At 72.8% G+C, this 24,767-nt stretch carries 27 protein-coding genes and 1 pseudogene; 9 read left to right on the top strand and 19 right to left on the bottom strand.

Annotation, left to right across the window (positions count from 1 at the left end; all coding sequences use genetic code 11):
- Positions 1-25: 25 nt before the first annotated feature.
- Entirely contained in the window at positions 26-829 is an 804-nt protein-coding gene (gene trpC, locus O7617_RS21340; RefSeq protein ID WP_172862221.1) for an indole-3-glycerol phosphate synthase TrpC, read from the bottom strand.
- A 485-nt stretch (positions 830-1,314) separates the two neighbouring features.
- Here trpC and O7617_RS21335 point away from each other — a divergent pair, with 485 nt between their 5' ends.
- Entirely contained in the window at positions 1,315-1,584 is a 270-nt protein-coding gene (locus tag O7617_RS21335; RefSeq protein ID WP_282257640.1) for a hypothetical protein, read from the top strand.
- 17 nt (positions 1,585-1,601) lie between these two features.
- Here the strand turns inward: O7617_RS21335 and O7617_RS21330 are convergent, their stop codons facing one another.
- The 4 genes and pseudogenes from O7617_RS21330 to O7617_RS21315 all read right to left on the bottom strand — a co-directional run.
- A complete protein-coding gene (locus O7617_RS21330) occupies positions 1,602-2,195 on the bottom strand; it encodes a Trp biosynthesis-associated membrane protein (protein WP_282257639.1) in 594 nt (197 codons plus the stop codon).
- A gap of 55 nt (positions 2,196-2,250) precedes the next feature.
- A complete protein-coding gene (locus O7617_RS21325; protein WP_282257637.1) occupies positions 2,251-3,804 on the bottom strand; it encodes an anthranilate synthase component I in 1,554 nt (517 codons plus the stop codon).
- Positions 3,801-4,232: a phosphoribosyl-AMP cyclohydrolase gene (hisI, locus tag O7617_RS21320; protein ID WP_282264822.1), complete on the bottom strand. Its 432-nt coding sequence runs from the start codon at positions 4,230-4,232 to the stop codon at positions 3,801-3,803. Before hisI ends, O7617_RS21325 begins: the two co-directional genes overlap by 4 nt.
- Positions 4,233-4,412: 180 nt before the next feature.
- Positions 4,413-4,736, bottom strand: a pseudogene (locus O7617_RS21315) (phosphoribosyl-AMP cyclohydrolase); the annotation flags it as partial.
- A 552-nt stretch (positions 4,737-5,288) separates the two neighbouring features.
- Between O7617_RS21315 and O7617_RS21310 the strand changes: the two are divergent.
- From O7617_RS21310 to O7617_RS21300, 3 genes are all read left to right on the top strand, one after another.
- Positions 5,289-6,044 carry an ABC transporter ATP-binding protein gene (locus O7617_RS21310; protein ID WP_282257635.1) on the top strand — a complete coding sequence of 252 codons (756 nt, stop codon included), beginning with the start codon at positions 5,289-5,291 and terminating at the stop codon, positions 6,042-6,044.
- Positions 6,041-6,796 carry an ABC transporter permease gene (locus O7617_RS21305; RefSeq protein ID WP_282257633.1) on the top strand — a complete coding sequence of 252 codons (756 nt, stop codon included), beginning with the start codon at positions 6,041-6,043 and terminating at the stop codon, positions 6,794-6,796. Before O7617_RS21310 ends, O7617_RS21305 begins: the two co-directional genes overlap by 4 nt.
- 62 nt (positions 6,797-6,858) lie before the next feature.
- Positions 6,859-7,455, top strand: a complete 597-nt coding sequence (locus tag O7617_RS21300) for a TetR family transcriptional regulator (RefSeq protein WP_282257631.1) — start codon at positions 6,859-6,861, stop codon at positions 7,453-7,455.
- Positions 7,456-7,641: 186 nt separating this feature from the next.
- On the opposite strand, the gene O7617_RS21295 is transcribed toward O7617_RS21300, so the two are convergent.
- The 3 genes from O7617_RS21295 to O7617_RS21285 all read right to left on the bottom strand — a co-directional run bounded on the left by O7617_RS21295 (position 7,642) and on the right by O7617_RS21285 (position 12,140).
- A complete protein-coding gene (locus tag O7617_RS21295) occupies positions 7,642-8,391 on the bottom strand; it encodes a DUF2470 domain-containing protein (protein ID WP_282257629.1) in 750 nt (249 codons plus the stop codon).
- A gap of 87 nt (positions 8,392-8,478) precedes the next feature.
- Positions 8,479-10,260 carry an ABC transporter ATP-binding protein gene (locus O7617_RS21290; RefSeq protein WP_282257628.1) on the bottom strand — a complete coding sequence of 594 codons (1,782 nt, stop codon included), beginning with the start codon at positions 10,258-10,260 and terminating at the stop codon, positions 8,479-8,481.
- The gene (locus O7617_RS21285; protein WP_282257627.1) at positions 10,257-12,140 is read right to left on the bottom strand and encodes an ABC transporter ATP-binding protein; all 1,884 of its coding nucleotides are present in this window, start codon (positions 12,138-12,140) and stop codon (positions 10,257-10,259) included. The genes O7617_RS21290 and O7617_RS21285 overlap by 4 nt, the downstream gene beginning before the upstream one ends.
- Positions 12,141-12,303: 163 nt before the next feature.
- On the opposite strand from O7617_RS21285, the gene O7617_RS21280 reads away from it, so the two are divergent.
- The 3 genes from O7617_RS21280 (at position 12,304) to O7617_RS21270 (ending at position 15,973) form a co-directional block, all read left to right on the top strand.
- Complete coding sequence (locus tag O7617_RS21280; protein ID WP_282257626.1) at positions 12,304-12,933, top strand: TIGR03085 family metal-binding protein; 630 nt, start codon at positions 12,304-12,306, stop codon at positions 12,931-12,933.
- A gap of 199 nt (positions 12,934-13,132) precedes the next feature.
- Entirely contained in the window at positions 13,133-14,008 is an 876-nt protein-coding gene (locus O7617_RS21275) for a terpene synthase (RefSeq protein WP_282257625.1), read from the top strand.
- Between the two features lie 138 nt (positions 14,009-14,146).
- On the top strand, positions 14,147-15,973 hold the full coding sequence (locus O7617_RS21270; RefSeq protein ID WP_282257623.1) for a long-chain fatty acid--CoA ligase: 1,827 nt from the start codon (positions 14,147-14,149) through the stop codon (positions 15,971-15,973).
- Between the two features lie 121 nt (positions 15,974-16,094).
- Here the strand turns inward: O7617_RS21270 and O7617_RS21265 are convergent, their stop codons facing one another.
- On the bottom strand, positions 16,095-17,546 hold the full coding sequence (locus O7617_RS21265; RefSeq protein WP_282257621.1) for a PLP-dependent aminotransferase family protein: 1,452 nt from the start codon (positions 17,544-17,546) through the stop codon (positions 16,095-16,097).
- Between the two features lie 58 nt (positions 17,547-17,604).
- Between O7617_RS21265 and O7617_RS21260 the strand changes: the two genes are divergently transcribed.
- Both O7617_RS21260 and O7617_RS21255 read left to right on the top strand, forming a co-directional pair.
- Positions 17,605-18,312: a hypothetical protein gene (locus O7617_RS21260; protein WP_282257620.1), complete on the top strand. Its 708-nt coding sequence runs from the start codon at positions 17,605-17,607 to the stop codon at positions 18,310-18,312.
- Between the two features lie 102 nt (positions 18,313-18,414).
- Positions 18,415-18,876 (top strand): hypothetical protein, encoded by a 462-nt coding sequence (locus O7617_RS21255; protein WP_282257619.1) that lies wholly within the window; start codon positions 18,415-18,417, stop codon positions 18,874-18,876.
- A 6-nt stretch (positions 18,877-18,882) separates the two neighbouring features.
- Here O7617_RS21255 and hisF read toward each other — a convergent pair whose 3' ends face one another.
- The 10 genes from hisF to hisB all read right to left on the bottom strand — a co-directional run bounded on the left by hisF (position 18,883) and on the right by hisB (position 24,741).
- Positions 18,883-19,650 carry an imidazole glycerol phosphate synthase subunit HisF gene (gene hisF / locus O7617_RS21250; protein ID WP_282257618.1) on the bottom strand — a complete coding sequence of 256 codons (768 nt, stop codon included), beginning with the start codon at positions 19,648-19,650 and terminating at the stop codon, positions 18,883-18,885.
- 73 nt (positions 19,651-19,723) lie between these two features.
- A complete protein-coding gene (locus O7617_RS21245; protein WP_282257616.1) occupies positions 19,724-20,722 on the bottom strand; it encodes an NADP-dependent oxidoreductase in 999 nt (332 codons plus the stop codon).
- 45 nt (positions 20,723-20,767) lie between these two features.
- Positions 20,768-21,199, bottom strand: coding sequence for an organic hydroperoxide resistance protein (locus O7617_RS21240; RefSeq protein WP_282264821.1), 432 nt, complete (start codon positions 21,197-21,199; stop codon positions 20,768-20,770).
- 5 nt (positions 21,200-21,204) lie between these two features.
- Positions 21,205-21,651 carry a MarR family transcriptional regulator gene (locus tag O7617_RS21235; RefSeq protein ID WP_282257615.1) on the bottom strand — a complete coding sequence of 149 codons (447 nt, stop codon included), beginning with the start codon at positions 21,649-21,651 and terminating at the stop codon, positions 21,205-21,207.
- 72 nt (positions 21,652-21,723) lie between these two features.
- Entirely contained in the window at positions 21,724-22,113 is a 390-nt protein-coding gene (locus O7617_RS21230; protein ID WP_282257614.1) for a RidA family protein, read from the bottom strand.
- The gene (priA, locus tag O7617_RS21225) at positions 22,110-22,835 is read right to left on the bottom strand and encodes a bifunctional 1-(5-phosphoribosyl)-5-((5-phosphoribosylamino)methylideneamino)imidazole-4-carboxamide isomerase/phosphoribosylanthranilate isomerase PriA (RefSeq protein WP_282257611.1); all 726 of its coding nucleotides are present in this window, start codon (positions 22,833-22,835) and stop codon (positions 22,110-22,112) included. The genes O7617_RS21230 and priA overlap by 4 nt, the downstream gene beginning before the upstream one ends.
- 14 nt (positions 22,836-22,849) lie before the next feature.
- Entirely contained in the window at positions 22,850-23,173 is a 324-nt protein-coding gene (locus O7617_RS21220; protein ID WP_282257610.1) for a hypothetical protein, read from the bottom strand.
- Between the two features lie 36 nt (positions 23,174-23,209).
- Positions 23,210-23,842, bottom strand: coding sequence for an imidazole glycerol phosphate synthase subunit HisH (gene hisH / locus O7617_RS21215; protein ID WP_282257608.1), 633 nt, complete (start codon positions 23,840-23,842; stop codon positions 23,210-23,212).
- Entirely contained in the window at positions 23,839-24,012 is a 174-nt protein-coding gene (locus O7617_RS21210) for a hypothetical protein (protein WP_282257607.1), read from the bottom strand. The genes hisH and O7617_RS21210 overlap by 4 nt, the downstream gene beginning before the upstream one ends.
- Positions 24,013-24,129: 117 nt before the next feature.
- Positions 24,130-24,741, bottom strand: coding sequence for an imidazoleglycerol-phosphate dehydratase HisB (gene hisB / locus O7617_RS21205; protein WP_145779744.1), 612 nt, complete (start codon positions 24,739-24,741; stop codon positions 24,130-24,132).
- Positions 24,742-24,767: the final 26 nt, after the last annotated feature.

Raw genomic sequence — 24,767 nt, 5'->3', positions numbered from 1 at the left:
GGTGGGGCGTCACGTCGGTGCGGGATCAGCGCACCGGCCGGGGCGTTGCCGGGTGGTTGCCCGCGTTGACCAACTCGGCGACCGCCTCGCGGGGGCTCTTCTGGGTGACCAGGCCCTCGCCCACGAGCACCGCGTCGGCGCCCGCGGAGGCGTACCGGATCAGGTCGTGCGGGCCACGCACGCCGGACTCGGCGATCTTGACGACGCTGCTGGGCAGGCCGGGCGCGATCCGCTCGAACACCGACCGGTCGACCTCAAGGGTACGCAGGTCACGGGCGTTGACGCCGATCACCTGCGCGCCGGCCTCCAGAGCCCGGTCGGCCTCTTCCTCGTCATGCACCTCGACCAGCGCGGTCATCCCGAGCGACTCGATCCGCTCCAGCAGACCCATCAGCACGTTCTGCTCGAGGGCGGCGACGATCAGCAGGACCAGGTCCGCGCCGTGCGCCCGCGCCTCGTGCACCTGGTAGCTGGAGACCACGAAGTCCTTGCGCAGCACCGGCACCGTCACGGCGGCGCGGACGGCCGCCAGGTCGTCCAGCGAGCCGCCGAACCAGCGCCCCTCGGTCAGCACACTGATCGCCCGCGCCCCACCGGCCGCGTAGTCGACGGCGAGATCGGCCGGATCGGCGATCTCGGCCAGTCGACCCTTGGACGGCGACGAACGCTTCACCTCGGCGATCACGGCCACCCCGGGCTTGCGCAGCGCCGCGTACGCGTCCAGCGGCGGCGGCGCGGCCGCCGCCAGTTCACGGATCCGCTCCAGCGGAACCTGCTCCTGGCGTCGGGCGACGTCCTCGCGCACGCCGGCCAGAATCTCGTCGAGCACGCTTACGGACGCTGCCTGACCGGCCTCGTCCCCCTCCGCGTGCGCATGCTCAGCAGTCACCAACGGACTCCCCTCTCCGGGCGTCATGGGCCGATGCTAGGGGCAACCGACCGACGCCGAATGGCGGGGGTATGGCGCTGCTCACGAAAAGGGCTGCGGCATAATGGCCGACTTGCCGTGAACGGTGTGTCACGCAGCGCCACCTCCGGTATCGACCGCCGTCACACGGTACGAGGCCTCACGGCCACGGTCGCACCGGGCCGATCCATCGATCATGCCACCAGTCGCCGGTCGGCGCGCGGCGACAACAACGTCGATCGATGTTGTGAGCAAGCTCAAGGTCGGACGGACCGCCCTGGTCACGCCCCAGGCGCGACAGTTGACCGGGCGGTCACCGCGGCGAAACCTCGGCCGACGAACATCGTCCTCGGGCAGACTCAACGGCGCGCCTGCCCGACCGTCGCAACTCCTCGTGCGAGGTGACCATGAGCATGTCCGAGCCGCAGCCGACCAACGGGTTGACCACCCTCTCACGGACAGTGGCGTCGCTCGCCGTCGGCGTGGTGCACACCGTCGAGCGCGCGGTGGTCGGCGAAGGACGAATGCGGACCGCACGCGGCAACGCCTGGGAGGCCGTCTGCGCCGACCGAGCCCGCGCCGACCAACGCGCCGAGCTGAACCGCCTGGTGGCCGAGTTGACCGCCACCCGCGCCGCCGGCCACCGAGCACAGCGCGAGCGTCAGCCGGTCGGCTGACCCCGCCGGCCGACGTCTCAGTCGGCCGTCGGGTCCTCGCCCCGGTCCAACGCGTCCCACGCCTCCGTGGTCCGCCGCCCGGCCAGCGGAGCCGACGAACCCTCCGGGCCGACCGGCGCGGGCTCCGGGCCCGAGCGCGCCGGCCGTTCGTACCGAGCGCCCATCGCCGGCCAACCGCCGCCCCGCACCGCCGTCCACCAACCCCCGGCGGCGGCCAGCAACCCGCCGACCAGGCAGAGCGCCGGCCACTGCCGGCTCACCGAACCACCCACGTCGGCGACCAGCCCGTAACCGCCACCGGCAGCCACCGCCAGACCCAACACGCCGAGCAGCCCGCCGAGCACCCGCCGCACCCGGCCCCGGGTGGCCAGCACCGCACCACCACCCGCCAACGCCACCACAGCCAACGCCGGCAACCACGGCAACAGGCCCGCGCCGCTGCGGGTGTCCCGCACCGGCGGCAGCGGCGCCGGGCGTACCGTCAACTCCACCGACCAACTCCGCGTCGCAGCCCACAAGGCCAGGCCGGCACCGACCAGACACAGCAGGACGGAGTACGTCAACTCGCGCCGCCCCACACCGGACCGCTCCCCCGCACCCCTCGCGCTCACCGAGCCGGCCTTTCGTTCGCGACTGCGGGGCTCCGCTGCGCTGCACTCCTCGCGCTCACCGGGCCGGCCTCAGTGTTTCGGCCGCCGCGATCGCCGCCAGCACCGCAGCGGCCTTGTTCCGCGTCTCCTGGTCCTCGGCGGCCGGGTCCGAGTCGGCGACCACCCCCGCCCCGGCCTGCACGTAGGCGCGGCCGTCGCGGATGAGCGCGGTCCGGATGGCGATCGCCATGTCCAGGTCACCGCCGAAGCCGAAGTAGCCGACAGTGCCGCCGTACAGACCACGGCGGACCGGCTCCAACTCCTCGATGATCTCCATGGCCCGGACCTTCGGCGCACCGGACAGGGTGCCCGCCGGGAAGGTCGCGGCGAGCGCGTCGAAGGCCGTCTGGTCGTCACGCAGGGTGCCGGTGACGGTGGAGACGATGTGCATGACGTGGCTGTACCGCTCGATGGTGGCGAACTCGGGCACCTCCACGCTGCCCGGCCGGCACACCCGGCCCAGGTCGTTGCGGCCCAGGTCGACGAGCATCACGTGCTCGGCCCGTTCCTTCGGGTCGGCGAGCAGCTCGGCGGCGAGCGCGGCGTCGGCGGCGGGGGTGCCGCCGCGCGGCCGGGTGCCGGCGATCGGGTGCAGCAGCGCCCGCCGTCGCCCGTCCTCGGCGGCGGTGACCTTCAGGTGCGCCTCCGGTGACGAACCGACGATGTCGAACCCGTCGAAGCGCAGCAGGTACATGTACGGGCTCGGGTTGCTGGTGCGCAGCACTCGGTACACGTCCAACGGGTCGGCGTGGATCGGTCGCTCGAACCGCTGCGACAGCACGATCTGGAAGCACTCACCGGCCCGGATCGCCTCCTTGGCCGCCTCCACCGCCTTCGGGTACCCGTCGGCGGGGGTCCGGCAGAGCACCTCCCCGACCGGCGGACGCTCGACCGTGGAGATCATCGGCGGGATGGGCCGGGACAGCGCGGTGGTCATCGCGTCCAGCCGGCCCACCGCGTGGTGGTACGCGGCGGCGACCTGCGGGGCGCGGTCCGGGGCGTCCACCGGTGGCAGCACCGCGTTGGCGACCAGGATCGCCGAACCGTCGTAGTGGTCGAGCACCACCAGGTCGGTGGCGAGCATCATGCCCAGCTCCGGCACGCCCAGGTCGTTCTCGGTCAGCTCGGGCAACCGTTCGAAGCGGCGGATCAGGTCGTACCCCAGGTAGCCGACCATGCCCCCGGTCAACGGCGGCAGCCCGTCGGTCGGATCGCCGACCGGGCCGGCCAGGGCCGCCACCGTCTCCCGCAGCACCCGCACCGGGTCACCCTCGGTGGGCAGCCCGGCGGGCGGCCGGCCGAGCCAGGTCGCCACGCCGTCCCGCTCGACGAGGGTCGCGCTGCTGCGTACGCCGATGAAGGAGTAGCGCGACCAGGCCATGCCGGCGGACCCGACGCCCTGCTCGGCGGACTCCAACAGGAACGTGCCCGGCCCTCCGGCCAACTTCCGGTAGACGCCCACCGGGGTCTCCGCGTCGGCCAGCAGGCGTCGGGTGACCGGCACCACCCGCCAGCGGGCGGCCGACTCGGTGAAGCCGGCCAGGTCCGGGCTGACCGCGCCGTCGGTCACGGCTGGGCCTGGGTGGTGACGGGCAGCTCGGTGAAGAAGCAGGTCCGGTGGCCGGTGTGGCAGGCGGCGCCGACCTGGTCCACGCTCACCAGCAGCGCGTCCCCGTCGCAGTCCAGGGCGACCGAGCGGACGTACTGGTGGTGCCCGGAGGTGGCCCCCTTGACCCAGTACTCGCGGCGGCTGCGCGACCAGTACGTCGCGCGGCCGGTGGTGAGGGTGCGGTGCAGCGCCTCGTCGTCCATCCAGGCGACCATCAGCACCTCGCCGGAGTCGTGCGCACGGACCACGGCGGCGACCAGACCGTCGGCACTGCGGCGCAGTCGGGCCGCGATGGCCGGGTCGAGCCGGGACGGGCGAGCCGGCTCGGAGGTCACCGGGTCGCTCGGATCGCTGGGAACGCCGGTCACCGGCGCGTCAGGTACGGGCACAGTGACCAATTGTCCCGCACGCGGCGCGGGTACCGGCGACCGCTCCCGCCCGGGCTGTGGCGGAGGCCCGACGGGTCGGGCCAACTGGGCCACATAGCGGTCCAGGCGGCCGTCGACCAGGGCGGCCGCCAGGTCGACTCCGGCGGTGTCGGCGATCTCCTCGGCGTACGGCCGGATCAACGGCAACGTGCCGGCGACCAGCCGCACCGCGGCGGCCCACAGCGCGCTGGTGGCGCCCGGGCGCAGCCCGAGGCAGAGCAGCATGTCGGCCCGGTACCCGGGTGGGGCCACCGGCAGTTCCAGGGCCGCCGCGAAGGCCGCCCGACGGGAGTGCACCCGTACCGAGGGGTTGGCCGGGCGCAGCACCGACGGGCAGAGGCGGGCCAGGTCGGCGACGGCGAGCCGGACCCCGAGGCGGTCGTTGACGGCTCGGGCCGAGGCGGCCTTACCGAGCGTGGCGATCAGTTCCTCGAGTCGGGGTGGTTCGGCGGGCTGACAGAGCACCGGCAGGTCGATTCGGGGCCGCCAGTGCGGGTCGGCCCAGAGCAGCCGGGCCGGCGTGGTGACCGGCAGCCCGAACGCCCAGTCGGCCGGTTCGCCGAGTCGGTGCACCCAGGAGCGGACGTCGCGGGCGGCCACCGAGACGTGGGTGACGCGGCCTGCGGTTTCGGTCAGGTAGGCACGTCGGGCGGCGTACGGGGTCCCACCGCCGACGAGCACGTCGAGGTCGACGTCGCTGTGCGCGGTGGCGGCGCGGCGGGCGTGACTGCCGCGCAGCAGGATGCCGACGACCGGCCGCTCGGCGGCCTGCCGCAACCGCGCGGCCCAGTCCTCGAGAAAACCGCTGTCCGGTAACGGAGGGTGACCCACCGCGCCATCGTGCCGTACGTCCGATCAGCGCGCAATGCCCGTTGGCGGACTCGGTGTCCGGTCCGAGCCTACTGCCCGTTCTCATGCTGCGCGTGACGAACTGTGCGGTGCGACGCGTTGCGTCGGGACCAGTATTTCATCTAGCGTTGAGTTCAACGGATGATGAGTTTCCTGTGGAGGTGCGCGATGGACGACGCGATAGCCGTCCGGGGCCTGGTCGTCGACCGGGGCGGGCGGCGGGTGCTGGACGGCATCAGTTGCCACGTCCCGCGCGGTGCCGTCACCGGCCTGCTCGGCCCCAGCGGCAGCGGCAAGACCACGTTCATGCGGGCGGTGGTCGGGGTGCAGGTGGTCAGCGGCGGGACGATCACCGTGTTGGGCCAGCCGGCGGGCACCCCGACCCTTCGGCACCGGGTGGGCTACCTGACCCAGGCGCCGAGCGTCTACGCCGACCTGACCGTGCGGGAGAACGCCCGGTACTTCGCGGCCCTGTACGGCCGAGGTCGGGTCGAGGCCGACCGGGCGGTCCGCGACGTCGGGCTGGCCGAGGCGGCCGGTCAACTGGTCGGCACCCTCTCCGGCGGCCAGCGCAGCCGGGCCTCCCTGGCCTGCGCGCTGGTCGGAGAACCGGAGCTGGTCATCCTCGACGAGCCGACCGTCGGTCAGGACCCGGTGCTGCGGGCCGACCTGTGGGCCCGGTTCCACGCGATGGCCGCGGCCGGCACCACCCTGCTGGTGTCGAGCCACGTCATGGACGAGGCGGCCCGCTGCGACCGGCTCCTGCTGATCCGTCAGGGGCGGCTGATCGCCGACGACAGCCCGGCCGCCGTCCGCGCCGCCGCCGGCGTGGACGACCTCGACGAGGCGTTCCTGCGCCTGATCCGGGCTGGCGAGGCGACTCCGGCCACCATGGACGCGACCAACGGACAGGAGCGGTCGTGAACCCCCGGATCCTGGCGGCCACCACCGGCCGCATCCTGCGTCAGCTCCGGCACGACCGGCGGACCATCGCGCTGCTCGTGGTGGTGCCGGCGGCCCTGCTCACCCTGGTCTACTTCATGTACGCCGACCAGCCCACCCCGCCCGGCCAACCGACGACGTTCGACCGGATCGCGCTGGTGATGCTGGGCATCTTCCCCTTTGTGATCATGTTCCTGGTGACCAGCATCGCGATGCTGCGGGAACGCACCTCCGGCACGTTGGAGCGGCTGCTCACCACACCACTGGGCAAGCTCGACCTGCTCTTCGCGTACGGCATCGCGTTCGGGCTGGCCGCCGCCGTGCAGGCCGTGGTCGCCGCCGGGGTGGCGTACTGGATCTTCGGTCTGGAGACCGCCGGCAGCATCGGGCTGGTGATCGGCATCGCCGTCGTCGACGCCGTGCTCGGCGTCGCCCTCGGGCTGCTGTGCAGCGCCTTCGCCCGCACCGAGTTCCAGGCAGTACAGTTCCTGCCAGTCGTGGTGGTCCCCCAACTGCTGCTCTGCGGGCTGTTCGTGGCCCGCGACCAGATGGCCGGTTGGCTCCAGGCGCTCAGCAACGCCTTCCCCCTGTCGTACGCCATCGAGGCGTTGCAGGAGGTCGGCGCCCACGCCGAGCCCACCGGCCGGATGTGGCGGGACGTGGCGGTGGTGGTCGGGGCGGTGGTGCTGGCACTGGTGCTCGCGGCGGCCACCCTGCGGCGGCGCAGCGGCTGAGACCGCGGCAGCCGTGGGCCGACCGGCCCACGGCTGCCAGGTGGACGAGACGAAGGGCGGCGATGACGCGGCGGACCGGCCGACGACCCGGCAACCCGGACACCCGGGAGGCGATCCTCGACGCCGCGCGCACGACGTTCGCGGAGCGCGGCTTCGACTCCGCGTCCATCCGCGCCATCGCCGGCACGGCGGGTGTCGACCCCGCGCTGGTGCACCACTACTTCGGCAGCAAGGACCAGCTCTTCCTCACCGCGATGAACATCCCGGTCGACCCGGCCCAGGTGGTGCCGACGGTGCTCGCCGGTGACCGGGACGGTGCCGGTGAGCGCCTGGTGCGCACCTTCCTCGGCGTCTGGGACTCCCCCGCCGGCAGTGCCGCGCAGGCTCTACTGCGTTCCGCCGTGAGCAACGAGTGGACCGCCCGGCTGCTGCGTGAGTTCGTCACCACCCAGATCCTGCGCCGGGTACTCGAACAGCTCGACGTCGACCCGGCCCAGCTGCCGCTACGTGGTTCGCTGGTGGCCACCCAGATGATCGGCCTGGCGATGATGCGATACGTGGTGCGCCTGGAGCCGGTCGCGTCGGCGGACCCGGAAACCCTGGTCGCGACGGTCGGGCCGACCATTCAGCGGTACCTCACCGGGCCGCTGCCGGCCTGAGGTCCGAGCACCTTCCCAACCCTGCTGGCCCGCGACGTCCCCGCCGTGATCCACTCCGGTTCGGCGAACTCGCGGTATCCGAGCGCCAGGGACACCCCCACATCGGCGAACCCGAGTGGATCAAGCCCGGCCAGCGCGGCGCTGGCGCGACAGCCCGGCCAGCGCGGCGCGGGCGCCACAGCCCGATCAGCGCGGCGGGCGGGCACCGGCCGGGAGCCGCAGCGGCGGCAGCAGCCCCGGCAGGTCGGCCGGGTCGACCACCGGGTCGGGGAAGGCCAGTCGGACCCGACGCCGGGAACCGGGTCGACCGAGGGCGACCACCAGCCCGTAGCGGTCGATGCGCACCACCCGGGGCGCCCCGCCCGGAGCCTGCTCGGTCAGCCCGAGCTGCCGACGCAGGTAGTCGGTGACCTGGCCGCTGTCGCCCTCGGCGAGGTCGGCCAGCAGGCGCGCCTCGACCGGGTGCACCGGGTCCGGCTCGGCCTCGGCGTACTCCCCCGGGTCGACCCGGTGCACGACCCCGGCCCGCTCCCAGCGGACCTCGACCACCTCGAAGCGGAACAGCCGGAAGCGGGTGCCCAGGTCGAGCAGGTCACCGGTCGGCTCCACCACGGCGAAGTCGACAGCCGCCCGACGGGCCTCGTCGCCGTGCAGCTCGGCCGCCCAACCGGACACCCACGCCCGACCCAGGCCGGGCGCGCCCGCGGCGGGTGGCAGGTCGAGCACGTCGAGCACCACCGCCACGTCGCTGCCCCCGGCCACCGGTTGCAGGGCGGCGGCCAGATGGCTGGCCACCGGCACCAACAGCAGCACCCGCCCGTCCGGGTCGGTCACGTGCCGGGCATGGTGCGGGCCCGGCCGGTGGGCCAGGTGGACGAGACCGGGCAGGCGCCCGGCGACGAGGGTACGGACGATCTCGGCGGGGTTGGGCCGCATGGGCGCGACCTCCTTCAAAGGTTAGGCTTACCTAAGCCGGAGCCTAGAGCACCTGACCGTCGACGTCCACCACACCGGAACACCACATCACCTGGTCTGCTCCAGCCACGAGGCGTAGAGCAGGCCGTAGACCGAGTCGGCGTCACGCACCAGCTCGTCGTGCGGACCCCGCTGCACCACCCGACCCCGATCCACCACGATCACCTCGTCGGCCGCCTGCGCCGTGGAGAGCCGGTGCGCGATGGCGAGGGTGGTCCGCCCCCGGGTGACCGCGTCCAGGGTGCGCTGCAACCGCACCTCCGTCGCCGGGTCCACCGCGCTGGTCGCCTCGTCCAGCACCAGCAGGTCCGGATCGGCCACGTACGCGCGGGCCAACGCCACCAACTGCCGCTCCCCGACGCTCAGCGCCTCACCACGCTCACCGACCGGCGTGTCCAGACCCGCCGGCAGACCCCCCAACCAGTCAGACAGGCCCAACTCCGTGAAGGCCACGACCAACTGCTCGTCGGTCAACTCCGGCCGGGCGAACCGGACGTTGTCCCCCACCGACGCATCGAACAGGAACCCGTCCTGCGGCACCATCACCACCCGGGACCGCAACGAGTCGAACCGCACCTGCGCCAACGGAACCCCGGACAGCAACACCGCACCGTCCGACGGGTCCATCAGCCGGGTCAACAACTTCGCGAAGGTGGTCTTCCCGCTGCCCGTCTCGCCGACCACCGCCACCCGGCTCTTCGCCGCGATCTCCAGGTCGATGTCGTGCAGCACCGGCGGGCCACCCGGGTACGCGAACCGCACACCCGCGAAGCGGATGTCCAACGGCCCACCCGGCAACTCCCGGCCCTGCTCCCCCGGGTCCGCCACGTCCGGGGCGACGTCCAACACGTCCAGCACCCGACGCCAGCCCGCGATCGCGTTCTGCGCCTCGTTGAGCACCTCGGTGGCGATCTGCACCGGCTGGATGAAGAGCGTCACCAGGAACAGGAACGCCGTCAACTGGCCGATCGACAACGTCCCGCCCACGCCGAGTGTCACACCGAGCGCCACCACACCGGCCAACGCCAGCCCCGCCGCCAGCTCACCCACCGAACTGCCCACGATGCTGATCCGGATCGCCCGCTGCTGCGCCAACCGCTGCTTGTCGATGGCCTCGTCCAGCCGCCGCTCGGTGCGCCCCGCGATGCCGTAGGCCCGGATCACCGGCGCGCCCACCACGCTCTCGCCGATCGCGCCGAGCAACGTTCCGGTGCGCTGCCGCACCGTCGCGTACGCCGTCGCGAGCCGCAGTTGCAACTGCCGGATCACGAACACCGCCGGCAGGAACGCGGCCAACACCACAAGGGTCAACTGCCAGGAGTACGCCAGCATCACGGCAGTCGTGACCACCAGCTGACCGAGGTTGACCAGCAGGATCACCCCACCCCACTGGAGGAACTGGGTGATCTGGTCGACGTCGCTGGTCACCCGAGAGACCAACGACCCACGCCGCTCCGACTGCTGGTGCAACATCGACAGGTCGTGCACGTGCCGGAACGCCCGCGTCCGCACGTTCGCCAACGCCGTCTCGCTCACCGTGAACAGTCGGCGCATCATCAGGTAACCGCAGAGCGTCGTGATCGCCAGGATCGCCGCGGTGATCCCCACGACCGACCACAGCACGCCGAACCTCAAACCACCGACGATGCCCCGGTCGATGCCCTGCTGGACGGCGACCGGCACCGCCACCCGGCCCACCATGTAGACCAACGCCAGGGCCAACGTGCCGGCCAGACCGGTCCGCAGCTCCGGCGACAACGCCAATCCCCGACGCAGGGTCTGCCAGGTCGTCTCCTCCCGCGTGCCGCCCGCATCCGTAGAAGTCGTCACCGGTCCACCTCGATTTCCAGGCCCGAGGGCAGCGGCGCGACGTCGTCGCCGTACGGACTCTCCTGCGCGCGTTCGACCTCGGCCTGCTCGTAGGCGGTCACCAGGTCGACGTAGCCCGGCACGGTGGCCAGCAACTCGCTGTGGGTGCCCCGGGCGACCACCCGCCCCTGCTCCACGTAGATGACCTCGTCGGCGAGCGCGATGGTGGCCCGCCGGTACGCCACCACCAGGATCGACGCCACCGGCACACCCGGCTCGGCCGACGACGACCGCAGCCCGGCCAGGATGGCCGCCTCCACCCGGGGGTCCACCGCGCTCGTCGCGTCGTCGAGCACCAGCAGGCGCGGGCGGCCCGCCAGGGCGCGCGCCAGGGTGAGCCGCTGCCGCTGCCCACCGGAGAGCGAGGTGCCCCGCTCGCCGACCATGGTGTCCAGACCGTCGGGCAGCGCCGCGACGAACCCGTCCGCCTCGGCGAGCCGCAGCGCCGCCCAGACGGCCTCGTCGTCGATGCCCGGCCGGTCCAACGCGATGTTGGCGCGCACCGTGTCGTCGAAGACGAACGGCACCTGGGCGACCAGCGCCACCGTGCCGGCCAGCGACTCGGCGGTCAGCTCGCGGACGTCCACCCCGTCCAGGGTGACGACGCCGGTGTCCGGGTCGACGAGGCGCACCGCCAGCGAGGCGATCGTCGACTTACCGGCGCCGGTCGGCCCGACCAGGGCCACCGTCCGACCGGCCGGCACGGTGAAGCCGACCTCGCCGAGGACCTGCGCGCCGGGCTGGTGCGCCTCGGCCGGCGGGTAGGAGAAGTGCACGTCGCTGAAGGTGAGAGCGGCCGGGGCGGAACCGGCCGGGTCGAGCACGCGCTGCCCGTACGGCATCTCACCGGTGGCGTCGAGCACCCGGCGGACCCGGTCCCAGCCGGCGACGCTGCGCGGCAGCTCGGCCAGGACCCAACCGATGGCCCGCACCGGGAAGGCCAGCACGGTGAAGAGAAAGGCCACGCTCACCAGCTCGGTCACGCTCACCGCGCCCTGGCGCAGCCGGAACGCCCCGACCACCAGCACGGCGAGGGTGCCGAGGCTGGGCAGGGTCTCCAACAGCGGGTCGAAGACGCCGCGCAGCCGACCGACCGCGATCAACGAGTCGCGCAGCTCGCCGGCGCGGCCCGCGAACCGGGCGGTCTCCTGCGCCTCGCGACCCATCGTCTTGACCACCAGGGCGCCGTCGAAGCTCTCGTGGGCGATGCCGCTGACCTCGGCGCGCAGCCGCTGGGCCCGGGCCTGCCGGGGCGCCATCCGGCGGGAGTAGACGACGTTGAGGGCGAACAGCGCGGGGAAGACCGCCAGGCCGACCAGGGCGAGCGCCCAGTCGGTGGCGAAGAGCGACACGATCGCGCCGACCAGCATCACCAGCGTGCCGACGGCGAAGGGCAGCGGCGCGATCGGGTACCAGGCCGCCTCCACGTCGGAGTTGGCGTTGGACAGCAACGTGCCGGTGGAGTTGCGGTGGTGCCACGACAGCGGCAGCTCCAGGTACCGGCGGGTGACCCGGCGGCGGTAGGACGCCTGGAGGCGGTACTGCATGTAGCCGGCCCCGAGCCGGCGGCCGACGATGCCGGCCACCCGCAGCACGCTGATCCCGAACAACGCCGTCGCGGCCAGCGCGAGGGTGCCCGCGCCCACCTCGCCGCGCTCGATGGCCGGGAGCGCCACCTCGCCGATGACCGTCCCGACGACCCGCGCGCTGACGATGATCATTCCGCCGAAGAGCACGCTGCCGACGACCGCCACCGCGAAGATCCGTGGCTGCTCGCGAATGGCCTGCCGCAGGACCCCCAGTCCTCGACTGAGCACGTCCCGACTTGTCCTGCTCGCCACGCTCTCCCCCGCCGTAAGCGTCAATTATCTCCCTCATCCTTACCGGTCCGGGCCGGCACCGCCGACCCCGACCGGATATGTCGACCGTCACGTAGCGGACGGCGGCGTCGTCCCCGGCATCCGCCGCCGCGCGCCGACGGGTCGCCGGGCCTACGATCAGCCCATGCCCCGGTACGCCCGAGCCGAGCGCGAGGCGCTGGCCGATCTCCTGCTGGCCCTCGGGCCGGACGCCCCGACGATCAACGAGGGCTGGGCGACCCGTGACCTCGCCGCGCACCTGGTGCTGCGGGAACGTCGCCCGGACGCGGCCGGGGGGATCGTGCTGCCGCCGCTGCGCGGCTACGCCGAGAAGGTCCGTCGGCGACTCGCCGCGCGGCCCTATCCCGACCTGGTCGCACAGGTCCGCCGCCCGCCGCTCTGGAGCCCGGTCAGCAATCCGGTGACCGACGAACCGGCCAACCTGATGGAGTTCTTCATCCACCACGAGGACGTCCGCCGGGCCGGCTCCGGCTGGCAGCCGCGGGACCTGCCCGCCGACCTGCAGGGCGCGCTGTGGAGGCGGGCCAGCTCGATGGCGCGGTTGGCGCTGCGCCGCTTCCCGGCGGACCTCTACGTGCAGGCGCCCGGGCACGGTGAGCTGTCCGTCGGTCGAGGGGGCGAGCGGTTGCGGGTGGTCGGCCCTCCGGCGGAGCTGGTCCTGTTCCTCTCCGGTCGCCAACGGGTGGCCCGGGTCCAGCTGGACGGCCCTGCGGAGGCGGCACGACGGCTTCGTGCCGCCCGCCTGGGAATGTGACCGTCTGTACCTAAACGGACACGAAACAGGTGTGGAATTCCCCACACCCAACGAAACATGCAGATACCTCCTCCCGTACGCTTCACCGCGCCGCTCCGCGCCGGGCGGCACGAAGTGGGGGCGCACTGTGCGGAGTTTCGCGATTTCGGCGCTGCGGGAGCCCCCGTTCTCCGCGGGGCGCCATGGCGCCACGGAGCAGGTGGCAAGCGAGAGCGTCGAGTGGGCGCGCACGTTCGGGTTGGTCGACTCCAGCGAACGTGTGCGTCGACTGCAGGGAGCCGACGCCGCCGGGCTGTCCGGGCGGGCCTGCCCGGACGGCTCGATCGACGGGCTACGACTGCTCACCGACCTGATCAGCTGGCTCTTCGTGATGGACGACGCCTGCGACGAGGACGGCCTCGGCGCCGACCCGGCCAGGCTGGGTCCGGCGATCAGCACGCTGCTCGACGTGTTGGACCGCTACGGTGACCCGGATGTCCCGCCGCCCGCCGTCGGGCCGCTCGGTGACGCGCTGCACGACCTGTGCCGCCGGACTCGGCTGCACGACCACGCGGCCCTGCTGCTGCGCTTCGTCAGCCAGATGCGCCAGTACCTGCTGGCGCTGCTCTGGGAGGCGACCAACCGGGAGCGCCGGCGCGTGCCCGACGTGGCGGAGTACGTACAGCTGCGCCGGCACATCGGTGGGGTGCATCCCTGCCTCACGCTCACCGACCTGGCGTCGGCACGGCCTCCCGGGTCGGCCCAGCGCGCCGACCCGGCGCTGCTCGCCCTGGATCTGCTGGCGGTGGACCTGGTCTGCTGGTGCAACGACCTCTTCTCCTACGGCAAGGAGAGTCGGGCCGACCCGGACGCGCACAATCTGGTGACGGTGATCGCCCAGGACGGCGACGCCGACGAGCAGGCCGCGCTGCGGGCCGCGGCCAACCGGTTCAACCAGGGCCTGGCGGATTATCTGGACGCCGAGGAGGCGCTGCTGTCCAATGGCAACGACGAGGTACGTCTCGCGCTGGCCGCCCGGCGCAACTGGGTGCGGGCCACCTACGACTGGTCAGTCGTGGCTGCCCGGTACGCCTGATTCCGCAGTACCGGTCGGTGGGTTGGGACGGCCGGACGATCACCGGGGCTAGCCGATGCACGGTGGCAGGCAATACTCTTCGGTAACCATCATGACGTGACGCCCGTCACGCCACCACCCCCGAAGGCGGCTACAGCGATGGCTCTCGATGTACCGTACCGCTCCATCCCGGACATGTTCCTCAAGCGTGTGACGGCCACCCCCGACCGGAACGCGTTTGCGTCCCCGACCCCCGACGACGCGGGGCCTGCATGGCTGACCTGGGAGCAGGTCGGCCAGCGTGCCAAAGCGGTCGCCGCCGGCCTGCACGGCCTGGGCGTCGGCCAGGAGGACCCGGTCGCGATCCTCGCCAACACCCGGCTGGACTGGGTGATCGCCGACCTCGGCATCATGTGTGCCGGCGGCGCGACGACCACCGTCTACCCGACCACCGAGCCGGCCGACGCGACGTACATCATCGCCGACTCCGGGTCGAAGGTGCTCTTCGCGGAGAACCCGACCCAGGCCGCGAAGATCGCCGGCGCCGACCTGCCCGCGCTGACCCACGTGGTGCTCCTCGACGGTGCCGCCGACCCGACCGCCGCGATTCCGCAGTTGACGCTCGCCGAGTTGGAGGAACGCGGCACCCGCGCGCTGGCCGCCGAACCGGATCTGATCGACATGCTGGTGGCCGGCATCGGCCCGGAGCACCTCGCCACGCTGATCTACACCTCCGGCACCACCGGTCGCCCCAAGGGCGTCGAGCTGCTGCACGGCGGCTGGTGCTGGGAGGCCGTGGCGCAGGCCGAGGTCGGGCTGCTACGCGACGACGACCTGCAGTACCTGTGGCTGCCGTTGGCCCACTCGTTCGGCAAGACGCTGCTCTGCGGCGCCATCCACGTCGGCCTGCCCACCTACGTCGACGGGCGGGTGGAAAAGCTCGTCGACCTGCTGTCGGTGATCCGTCCGACGCTGATGTGCGGCGCGCCCCGGGTGTTCGAGAAGGTCTACAACCGGGCGGTGACCACCGCGCAGGGCGCGGGCGGCGCGAAGGCGAAGATCTTCGCCTGGGGCGTCCAGGTCGGTAAGGAGAAGGTCGCCCTGGAGCAGGCCGGAAAGCCGGTGCCGGGCGGGTTGAAGCTGCGCTACGGGCTGGCCGAGAAGCTGGTGTTCAGCAAGCTCCAGGCCCGCCTCGGCGGTCGGATGCGGGTGCTGGTGTCCGGCGCCGCCCCGCTGAGCCCCGAGATCGCCACCTTCTTCGCCGCGGCGAACCTGCCGATCAGCGAGGGCTACGGCCTGACCGAGACCAGCGCCGGCAACTTCGTCAACCCGCCCTCGGGGCTGCGGATCGGCACGGTGGGCCGGGCCATGGGTGACCTGGAGTGCCGGATCGACACCGACGGGGAGATCCTGGTGCGTGGTCGGCCGGTGATGCGCGGCTACCACAACCTGCCGGAGGAGACCGCAGCCGCGTTCACCGACGACGGCTTCTTCCGCACCGGCGACATCGGCAGCCTCGACGAGCAGGGCTACCTGCGGATCACCGACCGCAAGAAGGACCTGGTCAAGACCTCGGGCGGCAAGTACATCGCACCGTCGCACATCGAGGGGATGTTCAAGGCCATCTGCCCGTACACCTCGCAGGCGGTCGTCGTCGGTCAGGCCCGCAACTTCTGCACGATGCTGGTGACGCTGGACCCGGACGCGATCCGGGGCTGGGTCGCCGGTGGGCCGCTGGAGGGGCGCAGCTACGGCGAGATCGTCGCGTCGCCGGAGGCCCGGGCGATGGTCGAGGAGTACGTCGCCCAGCTCAACGCGAAGCTCAACCGCTGGGAGACGATCAAGAAGGTGGCCATCCTGCCGCGCGATCTGACGATCGAGGACGGCGAGATCACCCCGTCGCTCAAGATCAAGCGTCGTGGCGTGGAGAGCAACTTCGCCGCCCAGATCGAGGAGATGTACGCGGGCACGCTCGCCGAGCTGTGAGGAGTGGCCGACGGCCCCGTACCCGGGCGGGTACGGGGCCGTCGGCCTCCGCCACGGCGCTGCTGCGGCCGTCGGCCTTCGGCGCGGCGCTGCTGCGGCCGTCGGCCTTCGGCGTCCGGGCTCAGGCGATGACGGTGGGCTCGCGCCACCGTTGCCGGCCGGACCGGTCCAGGTCGTAGCGGACCGCCGCGATCCGCCCCACCGCCTCCACCAGGTCCGCGGCGGGCAGGGTGAACGGCAGCCGCAGGAACCGCTCCAGGGTGCCGTCCAGGCCGAACCGGGGGCCGGGTGCCAGTCGTACGCCGACCTCCTCGGCGGCCCGGGCCAACGCGCTGGAGACCGGGCCGTCCAACTCGGCCCAGAGCGTCACGCCGCCCCGGGGCACGGTCACCCGCCAGTCCGGCAACCGTTGCGCCAGCGCGCCGAGCAGGGCGTCGCGTTGGGCGGCCAACGTGACGCGTCGGTCGGTGACGATCGCGTCAGCGTGGGCGAGCAGGTGCACCGCCACCAGTTGGTCCAGCACCGGGCTGGCCATGTCCACCCCGACCCGCACGGCGGCCAGCCGCTGCACCTGCGGCGCGGAGGCGCGCACCCAGCCGATCCGCAGACCACCCCAGTAGGGCTTGCTCATCCCGCCGATGCTGATCACGCGGCTGTGCCGGTCGTACACGCCGACCGGTGGTGGCACCTCGGTGCCGTCCAGCGGCAGGTCCACGAAGGATTCGTCGACGACCAGGTCGGTGCCCACCGCGTGGGCGGCGGCCACCACCCGCTCGCGGAGCGCGGCGGGCATCAGGTGCCCGGTCGGGTTCTGGAACTCCGGAATCAGGTAGGCCAGCTTGGGCCGGGTCTGCCGGAGGCTGCCCAGCAGCAGGTCGGAATCCCAGCCGTCGGCGGCCAGACCGTGGGTGGTGATCCGGGCCCGTCGCCCGGCCAGCGCGGCGAGCGCGTTGGGGTAGGTCGGGGACTCGACCAGCACACTGCCTCCCGGGGCCAGGGCGAGGCGCAGCACCAGGTCCAGGGCGTGCTGGGTGCCGCTGGTGACCATGATCTGGTCGGCCGAGGTGGGCAGCCCCCGGGCGGTGTACCCGTCGGCCACCGCTGCGCGCAGCTCGATGATGCCGGTCGGGTGGTAACCGGCTCCGCCCAGGTAGCGGGGCAGGTCCTCGGCGGCGGCCCGGGCCGCGTCCAGCAGTTGCGGTGGGGCGGCCGGTGCGGCGGCGCCGAGGTCGATCATGTCCTGGTCGTCGAGCGGGGTCCACAGGCCGGTGCTGGCGACCCGGTGGTTGCCGGGCAGCATCGTCCAGCTACCCGCGCCCCGGCGGCTGGCCAGGTGCCCGGTCTCGCGCAGGTGCCGGTACGCGGCGGTGACCGTGGTCCGGCTGATCCGCAGCGCCTCGGCCAGCTCCCGTTCGGCGGGGAGGCGGACGCCCAGCGGCAGGCGACCGTCGGCGAGCAGACCGCGCACCGCACCGGCCAGGGCGGCGTAGTCGGGGCTGCGTCGGCGGCCCGGGAGGGCATGCCACTGCCCGAGCAGGCGAGCCAATTGGACTCCTCGCACCTGACCAGTCATGCCACTCCCCCGATATTGGCTTCTCTTACGACGAGGATTGGCACCTAGGGTGGCATGCATGGCATTGCTTGGCAATCTGCGGCACCGGCCGGTTCGACGGTTGGTCCAGCTCTACCTCGGGCTCGGCCTGTACGGCGTCAGCATGGCCCTGATGGTCCGCTCCGACCTGGGCCTCGACCCGTGGGACGTGTTTCACCAGGGCCTCTCCAAGCTGACGGGGCTCTCGTTCGGCACCGTCACCATCGGCGTCGGCGCGCTGGTGCTGCTGCTCTGGATCCCGCTGCGGCAACGGCCCGGCCTCGGCACGGTCAGCAACGTCGTGGTGATCGGCCTGGTCGTGGATGCCACTCTGGCCCTGCTGCCCGCCGGTGGTCCGCTCGGCGTCCGGCTGGCACTGTTGATCAGCGGGATCGTCGCCAACGGCGCCGCCACCGGCCTCTACCTCGGCGCCCGGCTGGGCCCCGGCCCCCGGGACGGGCTGATGACCGGCTTCGTGGCCCGTCGGCCCGGCTGGTCGATCCGGCTGGTGCGCACCGCCATCGAGGTCACCGTGCTGGCGCTGGGCTGGCTGCTCGGCGGCACCGTCGGCCTGGGCACCGTCGCGTACGCGCTGGCCATCGGCCCGTTGGCGCAGTTCTTCATCCCGCTGTTCGCCGTGCCCGAGGCCGCGCCCGACCAGGCCGCAGCGGCCGACGACGCGCCCGGCAGGGCCGCAGCGGCCGATCCGGCACCCGGCGGCGCCGCACCGGTCGCCCCCACCGGCTGAACTCTCACCGACCGTTCGCGAGCCGACACGCGGTGGTGCTCCACAGTGTTCAGATGGAGGGTGGGTGTTCCCTTCCGGGACGCGCGCCGTCATCATCTCCTCATGGGGGAGAACGGTTGGCGCTGGACGGACGCCTGGATCTTCGTGTCGCTGGTGATCGCGAGTGGTGCCGGTCGGCACCGTCGGTCGGCGACGAGCAGACGGCCGGAGGGCGTCCGCCTGACCGACGTGCTCTCCACCGCTGACCACCTCAACCACACGATCCCGCAGCGGCACGAGGTGGAAGCCGCGGTCCAGCGGCTGGTCGGCGCCGGGCTGGTCAGCGTCGCCGACGGTTGGTTCCGGATCACCGCAGAGGGTGAGCAGCTCTGGCGTACCCGCCCGCGGGCGGGTGTGGCGACCATGGTGGACACCGTGCAGGGGGTGCTGACCCGTCGACACGCGCCCGGCAGCGCCGACTGGAACCTGGACGAGGCCGACCACGCGGCGGCCGTCCAGGAGTACGCGGTTCGGTCCATCCCGACGCCCCGCCGATCCCCGGAGGGGCACTCCGGGGGGCACTGAAACGGCTCAGCGCACCGGGTGACCGCTGTCGCGCAACGCGTCCTTGACCTGGGCCACGGTCAGCTCGCCGAAGTGGAAGACGCTGGCGGCGAGCACCGCGTCCGCCCCGGCGCCGATCGCGGGCGGAAAGTGGGCCACCTCGCCGGCACCGCCACTGGCCACCACCGGCACGTCCACCACCGCTCGTACCGCGGCGATCAGCTCCAGGTCGAAGCCGGCCTTGGTGCCGTCGGCGTCCATCGAGTTGAGCAGGATCTCTCCCGCGCCCAGCTCGGCGCTCCGGGCCGCCCACCGCACGGCGTCCATCCCGGTGCCGCGCCGGCCGCCGTGGGTGGTGACCTCGAAGCCGCTGGGCGTGGTGCCGTCCGGGGCCCGGCGTACGTCGAGGGAGAGCACGAGCACCTGCCGGCCGAACCGGTCGGCGATCTCGGCGATCAGCTCCGGACGGGCGATCGCGGCGGTGTTCACGCCCACCTTGTCCGCCCCGGCACGCAGCAGGGTGTCCACGTCGGCGACCTGGCGGACCCCACCGCCGACGGTCAGTGGGATGAACACCGACTCGGCGGTGCGACGCACCACGTCGAGCATGGTGCCCCGGTCGCTCGACGACGCGGTGACGTCGAGGAAGGTCAGCTCGTCCGCGCCCGCCCGGTCGTACGCGGCGGCCAACTCCACCGGGTCGCCGGCGTCACGCAGGTCGAGGAAGTTGACCCCCTTGACCACCCGTCCGGCGTCCACGTCCAGACAGGGGATCACCCGTACCGCCACCGTCATGCCGCGAGCCTATCCTCCGTGCGCGGCACGGCGGTCGACCCGTTCGGGTCGACCGCCGTGGGAGAGGCCGGCGTCACACGCGGACGAGCATCTTGCCCAGGTTCTCGCCGCGCAGGAGGCCGAGGAAGGCCGTCGGAGCGTTCTCGATGCCGTCCACGATCGTCTCGTCGTAGGACAGCGTGCCGTCGCGCAGCCAGCCGGCGACGTCGCGGACGAACGCCGGACGCACGGCGTTGTGGTCGTTGACCAGGAAGCCGCGGAGGGTGAGCCGCTTGCCGATGACCAGCGCGAGGTTGCGCGGGGCGGCCGGCGGCTCGGTGTCGTTGTACTGCGCGATCATGCCGCAGATGGCGACCCGGCCGTGCAGGTTCATGGCGGAGATCGCCGCCTCCAGGTGGTCGCCGCCGACGTTGTCGAAGTACACGTCGACGCCGTCCGGGGCGGCCGTCCGCAGCGAGTCGCGGACCGGCCCGTCGTGGTAGTCGAAGGCGGCGTCGAAGCCCAGGGCCCGCAGCCGCTCGACCTTGGCCGCCGACCCGGCACTGCCGACGACCCGCCCGGCGCCCTTGAGCTTGGCGATCTGGCCGACCAGACTGCCGACCGCCCCGGCCGCGGCGGAGACGAACACCGTCTCGCCGGGCTTCATCGCGGCCACCTCCAGCAGCCCGGCGTACGCGGTCAGCCCGGTCATGCCCAGCACGCTCAGGTACGCGCTGACCGGGGCGATGCTCGGGTCGACCGGCCGGGCGGCGGTGGCGTCGAGCAGCGCGTACTCCCGCCAGCCCAGCCCGTGCAGGACGGTGGCCCCGACGGCGATGTCCGCCGCCTCACTGGCCACCACCTCGCCGACCGCGGCACCGTCGAGCGGCGCGTCGAGGGCGTACGGCGCGACGTACGACTTGACGTCGTTCATCCGTCCCCGCATGTACGGGTCGACGGACAGGTACTGGTTGCGGACCACGATCTGGCCCGGCCCCGGCGTCGGGACGTCGGCCTCGACGAGCCGGAAATTGTCGTCGGTGGGCCAGCCCTCGGGGCGGCTGGCCAGGTGGATCTCACGGTTGCTGGTCACGGGGTGGTCGTCCTCTCGTCCGCGGTGGGTTGCCGGGGGCGCGGGTCAGGCCGCCAGGGCCTCGCGGACGGTCAGGGCGACGTCGATGTTGCCGCGGGTGGCGTTCGAGTAGGGGCAGACCTGGTGGGCCTGCTCGACCAACTGCTCGGCGACCTCGCGGGGCACGGCGGGCAGGTCGACGACGAGCTGCACGGTGAGCCCGAAGCCACCGCTGCCGTTCGGGCCGATCCCCACCTCGGCGGCGACCACGGAGCCGCTCACGTCGGCCTTGGCCCGACGGGCCACCACCCGAAGGGCGCTGTGGAAGCAGGCCGCGTAGCCGGCGGCGAAGAGCTGCTCCGGGTTGGCCGCGCCGCCGGCGCCACCCATCTCCTTCGGCACGGCCAGGTCGAGCGCGAGGGTGCCGTCGGAGGTCTCGACGTGGCCGTCCCGGCCGTCGCCGCTCGCGGTCGCTGACGCGGTGTAGAGGACCTGCATGATGGTCACTGCTCCTTCTGTCGGTGGATGGTGTCGGCGACCTGGGTGAGGGTGTCGCGCAGCGCGACCAGCTCGGCGATGCCCAGCCCGGTGGCCTGGGCGACGCACATCGGGACGTGGTCGACCTGTCGGCGCAGGGCGCGGCCCTGCTCGGTGAGGCCCACCTCGACCCGCCGCTCGTCGTGGGTCGACCGTCGGCGGACCACCAGCCCCGCCCCCTCCAGCCGCTTGAGCAGTGGGGAGAGCGTGCCGGAGTCCAGCCGCAGCTCGGTGCCCAGCTCGGACACCGTGCGGGGGTCGTCGGGGCGCTCCCAGAGCACCAGCAGCACCAGGTACTGCGGGTAGGTCAACCCGAACTCGTCGAGGATCGGCCGGTAGACGTCGGTGAGGGCGCGCGACGCGCTGTAGAGCGCGAAGCACACCTGCCGGCGCAGCACCAGGTCATCGGTCACCGTTGAACCGTAGTCCACAATTAAGTTGTGCACAACCTAATCGGGCCGACCGTGGCTCGGCCGGGCACACCCTCAGCGATCGCCGAGGTACGCCTCCAACTCCACCTCGACCAGGTGCTCCGGGTCCAGCAGACCGGCCACCACCACCAGGGTCGCCGCCGGCCGGACGGCTCCGAAGACCACGTTGTGCGCCCGGCCCACCTCGTCCGCGTGCCGCCGGTCGGTCACGTACATCCTGGTCCGCACCACGTCACCCGGCTCCACACCGACCTCGGCCAACGCGTCCAGGCCGATCCGCAGCGCCTGCGCGGTCTGCGCGGCGGCGTCACCGACGTGCACCACCCGACCGTCGACAGTCGCCGTGCAGCCGGCCGTCCAGGCCCGGTCACCGGCCCGGACCACCCGGGAATAGCCGTAGCTCTGCTCCCAGGGGCCACCCGACCCCAACCGGGTGACGGTCACGCCTCGGCCAGGGTCCGCAGCGCCTCGGACACCGTGAAGGCGCCCGCGTAGAGCGCCTTACCGGCGATCACACCCTCCACTCCCACCGACTCCAGGGTCGCCAACGCCCGCAGGTCGTCCAGCGTGGACACCCCACCGGAGGCGATCACCGGCCGGTCGGTACGAGCACACACCTCACGCAGCAGATCCAGGTTCGGCCCGCGCATCGTGCCGTCCTTGGTGATGTCGGTGACCACGTACCGACTCGCGCCCGCCTTGTCCAACCGCTCCAGCACCTCGTAGAGGTCGCCGCCGTCGCGGGTCCAACCCCGCGCGGACAGGGTCCGACCCCGCACGTCCAACCCGATGGCCACCCGGTCGCCGTACTCGCCGACCACCCGGTCACACCACACCGGGTCCTCCAGGGCGGCCGTGCCGATGTTCACCCGGGCCGCACCGGTGCCCAACGCCGCGCGCAACGACTCGTCGTCGCGGATGCCACCCGACAGCTCGACCTTCACGTCCAACTGGCGCACCACCTCGGCGAGCAGGTGCGCGTTGGTGCCCCGCCCGAACGCCGCGTCCAGGTCGACCAGGTGGATCCACTCCGCGCCGTCCCGCTGCCAGGCCAGCGCCGCATCCAACGGGTCGCCGTAGACGCTCTCGCTTCCGAGGGCGCCCTGCACGAGCCGGACGGCCCGGCCGTCGGCGACATCCACGGCGGGTAACAGGGTCAGGCTCAACGTCATCTCCTCGATCAGCTACGACGGTCCAGGGCGATCACCACGATCGCCGGCAGTACGAGCAGCAAGAGCACGATCAACGCGACACGCAACGCCACATTGTCGACGAACGTCCAGATCAGAATCAGCGCCGCGCCGGTGAGCAGCACGATCGCCGCCCGCTCACCCCGGGTGTGCCGGGCCAGCCGACCCGAGCGGCCCCGCCGCACCTGCGGCGTCAACCGACGGACCACAGCGCGTCGGCGCTGCCGGCGAGCCACCTTCCGCTGCCGGACCGCCCGCTCCCTGGCCTGCTCCGCCTCCCGCTCCGCCCTCCGGCGGGCCCGCTCCCGGCTCACCGCGACGCACCCGCGTCGGGCACCGGGCCACGACGCTCAACCACCGCTGGGCAACGTGGCGAGCCAGTTGCGCAGCAGCGCGGCACCGGTGTCGGCGGACTTCTCCGGGTGGAACTGGGCCGCCGAGAGCGGGCCGCGCTCCACCGCGGCGACGAAATCCACGTCGTGGTGGGCGGTGGTCACGGTGGCACCGGCAGCGGCCAGCGCCACCGGATCCCCCACCGCGTACGAGTGGACGAAGTAGAACCGGCTCTGCTCCGGCAACCCGGCGAAGAGCACCGACTCCCCCGGCGCCCGGACCGTGTTCCAGCCCATGTGCGGCAGCCGCCGGGCGGCCAACCGGGTCACGCCACCGGGCAGCAACCCGAGCCCCTTGGACACCACACCGTGCTCCTCGCCGTACTCGAAGAGCACCTGCATGCCCACGCAGATCCCCAGCACCGGTCGGCCCGCCGCCACCCGCTCGGCGATCACCGGGCCGGCGCCCAACGCCTCGATCCCGGCCATGCACGCCGCGTACGCGCCCACCCCCGGCACCACCAGGCCATCCGCGGCGGCCGCCGCGGACAGGTCGTCGGTCACCCGCACGTCCGCTCCGGCGGCGGCCAACGCCCGCTCCGCCGACCGCAGGTTGCCCGAGCCGTAGTCGAGCACCACCACGTCGCTCATGCGTCAGACCCCGGCAACAGCCACAACACCCCACCGACCGTGGCGAGCACCGCGAGCAACGCGGTGACGCCCACCACGCCCTTCGACGCGCCCTGGCGGTACAGCGACCACACGCCACCCACCAACACCCCGGCCAGGATCAACAACAACGTCGGCAACACGGCGCCCATCAGAGCCACCCGCCATTCGCGACTGCGGGGCTCCGCTCCGCTGCACTCCTCGCGCTCATCAGTTCCACCCGCCATTCGCGACTGCGGGGCTCCGCTCCGCTGCACTCCTCGCGCTCATCAGAGCGCACCCTTCGTGCTGGGGATCGCACCGGCCGCGCGCGGGTCGATCGAGGTGGCCTCGCGCAACGCCCGGGAGACCGCCTTGAACTGCGCCTCCACCACGTGGTGCGCGTCCGGGTGACCGCCCGGCCGGGCCGCCCGCAGCACGTCGACGTGCAGCGTGACCCGGGCCGCCTGCCCGAAGGACTCCCAGATGTGCCGGGTCATGCTCGTCGCGTACACCGGCCCGATGTACGGGGCCAGAACCGGCTCGTCGTGCACCACGTACGGCCGACCGGACAGGTCCACCGCGGCCCGGACCAGCACCTCGTCCATCGGCACGGTCGCCGAACCGTACCGTCGGATGCCGGCCTTGTCGCCCAACGCCTGGTCGAACGCGGCACCCAGGGCGAGCGCGGTGTCCTCGATCGTGTGGTGCGCGTCGATCTCCAGGTCACCCACCGTGCGCACGGTCAGGTCGAAGCCGCCGTGCCGGGCGATCTGGTGCAGCATGTGGTCGTAGAAGCCCACGCCGGTGCTGATCTCGGCGGCGCCGGTGCCGTCGAGGTCGATCTCGACGAGGACCTTGGTCTCCTTGGTGATCCGCTCCACCCGGGCGGTCCGGCTCATCGCTGTGCAACCTTTCGTTCACGACT

The sequence above is a fragment of the Micromonospora sp. WMMD1155 genome (assembly GCF_029581275.1).
Lineage (GTDB): Bacteria > Actinomycetota > Actinomycetes > Mycobacteriales > Micromonosporaceae > Micromonospora.
Note: the sequence above shows the minus strand (reverse complement) of the source record. Positions and strands in the feature narration are given on the sequence as shown.